Annotated in this window: 4 protein-coding genes; all 4 read left to right on the top strand. The window is 41.1% G+C overall.

All coding sequences use genetic code 11. The features are described 5' to 3' along the window. The first annotated feature begins 373 nt into the window (after positions 1-373). On the top strand, positions 374-2143 hold the full coding sequence (locus M5U24_RS08390) for a transposase (RefSeq protein WP_099326695.1): 1770 nt from the start codon (positions 374-376) through the stop codon (positions 2141-2143). A gap of 75 nt (positions 2144-2218) precedes the next feature. Beyond that, positions 2219-2824, top strand: coding sequence for an ISAs1 family transposase (locus tag M5U24_RS08385; protein WP_261341072.1), 606 nt, complete (start codon positions 2219-2221; stop codon positions 2822-2824). Between the two features lie 675 nt (positions 2825-3499). After that, entirely contained in the window at positions 3500-4000 is a 501-nt protein-coding gene (locus M5U24_RS08380; protein ID WP_099325925.1) for a helix-turn-helix domain-containing protein, read from the top strand. A 17-nt stretch (positions 4001-4017) separates the two neighbouring features. After that, on the top strand, positions 4018-4464 hold a 447-nt coding region (locus M5U24_RS08375; RefSeq protein WP_298202164.1), incomplete at its 3' end, for a putative transposase.

The following is a 4464-nucleotide window of genomic DNA, read 5'->3' as shown; positions in this document are numbered from 1 at the left end:
TTAACACCGATTTTCACACACACATAAACCATCATAATACACCCCTTAAAGTCGTCTGTGTTTGAAGGCTGCAGAGCGATGAATTTATTTTGCCCTTACCTTGTAAACTTATATTACAAAATAGTCTATGCCTTGTATTTCATTACTTGCCTGTTAGTAGTAACAAATTACATTTTTAAATCAGGGCATTTTTGCATTATTCGGGAATTTCAGCAAATTTTGGGATTTTAGGGTGATAATATGATGAACAAAATGCTTGATTGATGATTATAAGTGTGCTACAATTCTGAATATTAACCAATTAGCAAGCGCAAATACCTCTCAAATAGAAGGTATTTGACGGTATTATCAGTATTCAGCAAGAATATTACAAATGCATAATCATCATAATAACACCCTAATACATGGCAAACTTAATCTAGTTTCATATTTCAATAATCCTGTTTCACAAAGACAAAAACAATATGAAGCAGTAAGGGCCATTGTAATTGACAAACAGGCAGTTGAGACTGTAGCAACAAAATTTGGTTACAAGCCAGGCACGGTTTATTCTTTAATGAGAGACGTTAATGCAGGGAAAATAGAACTTTTCCCTATCGTGCGAAAGGGCCCTAAAAAGAAAAGGACTACTTGTGATGTTCAGGATAAAATTATCAAATACAGGAAACAGGGACTATCGACAACCGACATCCATAGCCGCCTTGCGGAAGAGGAGATCAATATATCTGCAATCACAGTAGAACGTATTCTGAAAACCGCAGGGTTCGGCAAACTAAAACGCAGAACGAATAATGAACTTGGAAAAACTCTTAAAAACAAAATCATACCGGAACGTTCGGAACACCTGGATTTTGAGATACTCGAATATCTTAATGTGGATTGCCCCACGGCCGGGGTTTTCTTTTTTATCCCTTATATCATAGAATCCGGTATCCTTGATTTGTTGCAGGAATGTAAGTTGCCTGAATCAAGCGATATTGGATCGACGCAAGCCTGTCTTTCCATGTTACTGCTGAAATTAATAGGCGAGAGGAGGCTGACCCATATTTGTGCTTATGACCAGGAACCTGGCTTTGGAGTTTTTGCCGGATTAAACGTTCTTCCGAAGCCTACATACATGAACACCTATTCATGCCGTTGCTCTGAAACTCAGTTGATGAATTTGCAAAGCAAAGTTGTTTCGCTTTTCAGGAAAAAGTATCCGGACTTTTATAGTAGCGACTATATAAATCTTGATTTTCACTCGATCCCGCATTATGGGGATGAATCCGAAATGGAAAAGATCTGGTGTGGGTCTAAGGGTAAGACCATGAAAGGCGCTAATACCATCATTGCGTCTGATAGTAAAAGCAATGCAGTTTTATATACAAGAGCTGATATACTACGGCGCGAAGAGTCGCAAGAGGTTAAAAAGTTTGTAAGTTACTGGAAAAATATAAAAGGCAATGTTAGCGAAACACTTGTTTTTGATTGCAAGTTTACGGCTTACAATATCCTTGACGATCTTGAAAATGACAAGGTAAAGTTCATAACGCTTCGTAAACGTTATGCCGGCCTTGTGAAGGAAACATTGGTACTTCCAAAGGAGGTATGGAAAAAAGTTTATATTCCGGTTCCAAAGCGAAAGTATAAAAACGTCTCAGTTTATGAAAGCGAAGTCAGGCTTAAAGATTGTAAAAACATTTTCAGGCAAATAGTGGTGAAAGATCACGGACGGGAGAACCCTACATTTATTTTAACCAATAGCAAAGAGCTGTCCTTACAAAGGGTATTGGAAGTTTACGCTAAACGATGGCGGATAGAAAACAAAATAGCCGAACTGGTAATGTTTTTCAATCTGAACTCTCTGTCTTCACCTATTATGATCCGTATTCATTTTGACATTCTATGGACAATGATTGCTGATACCCTGTATCATCGATTCGCATGCGACCTGAGACGTTTTGAAAATAATCTTGCCCCTGCAATATTCAGGAAGTTTATTGATATGCCGGGGAGGGTCGTTTATGACGGTGGTAAGTTTTTTGTGAAAATAAGAAAAAGAGCACATACTCCGGTTTTGATGGAAGTAAAAAAATTACAAACTCCATTCGCTGTTCCATGGCTTGGAGGAAAATCTATTGAAATTGTCTGGACGGCATGATTAGGGTGTTTTTATGATGGTTTTCATGCCTGTGAAAATCGGTGTTTAAAAGATGCGGAATTTCTTGACGAATTATTGCAGCAAATCCCTGAACATCGCATGCCCAGAGGCGTTCGCCACAGGAAACGTTCTATCCTGGCAATTTCTATCTGTGCTATCATCTGCAATGCCTGGAGCTTTGCCGCCATTGCAGAGTGGGCAAAGCGTTGTCCGCAAAATATGCTAAAACGTCTCTCCTGCCGTTATAATACAAAAACGAAACGATACGAACCACCGAGTGAACCTACCATCAGGCGTTTCTTACAGCAGGTGGATGCAGAAGCAGTTGATAAAGTCCTCTCGCGTTGGTTTCAATCTGTAGGTGATAAAAGCCTGCCCATTGCGGTTGACGGGAAAACCCTTTGCGGTGCAAGACAGCCTGACGGCAAACAGGTACATTTGCTTGCCGCTTTTCTTCATAAACAGGGTATAGTTCTCGCACAAACTCAGGTAGACCGCAAAACAAACGAAATACCGATGGTTCCGGTATTGTTTGATGATTTAGACATAAAAGACCGTGTCGTTACTTTCGATGCCTTACATGCGCAAAAGGAAACCGCCCGTTATCTGGTAGAAGACAAAAAGGCAGAATATATATTCACGGTGAAAGATAATCAAAAAACCATAAAACAAGCCATCTAGGAACTGAATCTCAGTTCTTTTCCCCCCCTCAGCACGAAACAATTGAAAAAGGCCATGGCCGCATTGAAATCCGCAGGATTTGGACCAGCACCGAATTAAACGAATAACTTGATTTCCCCTACGTTAAGCAGGTATTTTGCATTCATAGAATATTTACAAAAGTCAAGACCGGCAAAAAGACCGAGGAAATTGTTTACGGTATTACCAGCCTGACACAACAAAAAGCAAGTCCCAAAACCATTCTTAAGTTTTCCCGCGGACACTGGTCAATAGAAAATGGACTTCATTATGTGCGTGATACCTCCTTCCGTGAAGACCATTCTCAAATACGCACACAAAATGCCCCAAGGGCAATGGCTTCTTTGAAGAACCTTGTGGTTGGGCTGTTTCATTTTCTCAATGTACCAAATATTACCGAGTAGAAAACAGGCGCATTGCTAAACGTTTGAAACCTCTTTCATACTGAAGCGGAGGTATTTACTCAATCTCTTTTTAGTATGTTTCCTGTTCCCTCTCTAAAATTCCTTACGGTCAGAACCCAGGAAGTGCCTTTTTGGTCAAAAAGCATGTAAGCTATTGAATTGTGTAGAGATAGGTGTATATAGAGAGAAGGCATTGCCATACGTGGGTGGAAAATGATATGATCCCTTTTTTTCGGAGAAAGGGCGGGTACTCATGCCACAGTTAGTATTACCCCTATTTTCCCCTGACTGCAAACTGATAAATAATCAGGTAGGTTTTGAGAAAATAGGTAGCAAGATATATTATTTTCACGGAAGACTTCCTGTGTTTAGTCATGAGGAAGACGACCTGGAATCATTTCGGTTCATCACCAGTCAATTAGTAGTCGGCGGTAATGTCAAGCAACAACAAATAGTGAAGGCCTTCGGTGTTTCGGCAATAAGTGTTAAGCGTAGTGTAAAGCGGCTAAGAGAACATGGGCCTAAGGGATTTTTCCGTCAGTCAGCGCGAACAAGGTCAGCCCATGTGCTTACGCCAGAGGTAAAAGCGAAGGTGCAAAAGTGCCTGGAAAGAGGGCAGAGTGTTTCAGAAACAGGTAAGAAGTTCAATATCAAATCAAGTACGATTCACAAGGCAATCCAAAGCGGTCAGTTAGAGAAAAAAAAACGGCAGAAAGCGCTCCGGAGCAAAGAAACAAAAGTGAGCGTGCCGTAACCGATAGTCGTGCTGGTATGGGTCTTGGATGTACACGGGAACAAGAACGTGTAGAAGCCGCATTAGGTGGGCTTAATGAGGCAGTTCCGGCATTTGTTCCCGATCAGGACGTCAAATCGGCAGGGGTATTGTTTGCACTGCCGGCATTATTATTAAATGGTTTGCTAAAGTATGCAAACAACTATCTCTCATTTCCCAAAGGGTACTATGGATTACAATCGTTTCTGCTGCTACTGTCGTTTGCAGCCCTCTTAAGGATCAAATCACTGGAGGCAATTCGCTATTGTGAAGCTGGGGAATTGGGCAAGGCAATCGGGTTAGACCGTATACCTGAAATACGAACACTGCGCAAAAAAGTGAAATATATAACAAACCATGGCGAACCTGAGCAGTGGAGCAAAGAGTTATCAAAATACTGGATGGAAGAGGATCCGGAATTGGCCTGGATCCTTTACGTGGACGGC

The organism is Candidatus Kuenenia sp. (genome assembly GCF_027493735.1).
Classification (GTDB): Bacteria; Planctomycetota; Brocadiia; order Brocadiales; family Brocadiaceae; genus Kuenenia; species Kuenenia stuttgartiensis_A.
This window is presented reverse-complemented; position numbering and strand designations above follow the sequence as displayed.

Coding starts and splice junctions, on each gene's coding strand:
- M5U24_RS08390 (WP_099326695.1), top strand. CDS start 374: ATGCATAATCATCATAATAACACCCTAATACATGGCAAACTTAATCTA.
- M5U24_RS08380 (WP_099325925.1), top strand. CDS start 3,500: ATGCCACAGTTAGTATTACCCCTATTTTCCCCTGACTGCAAACTGATA.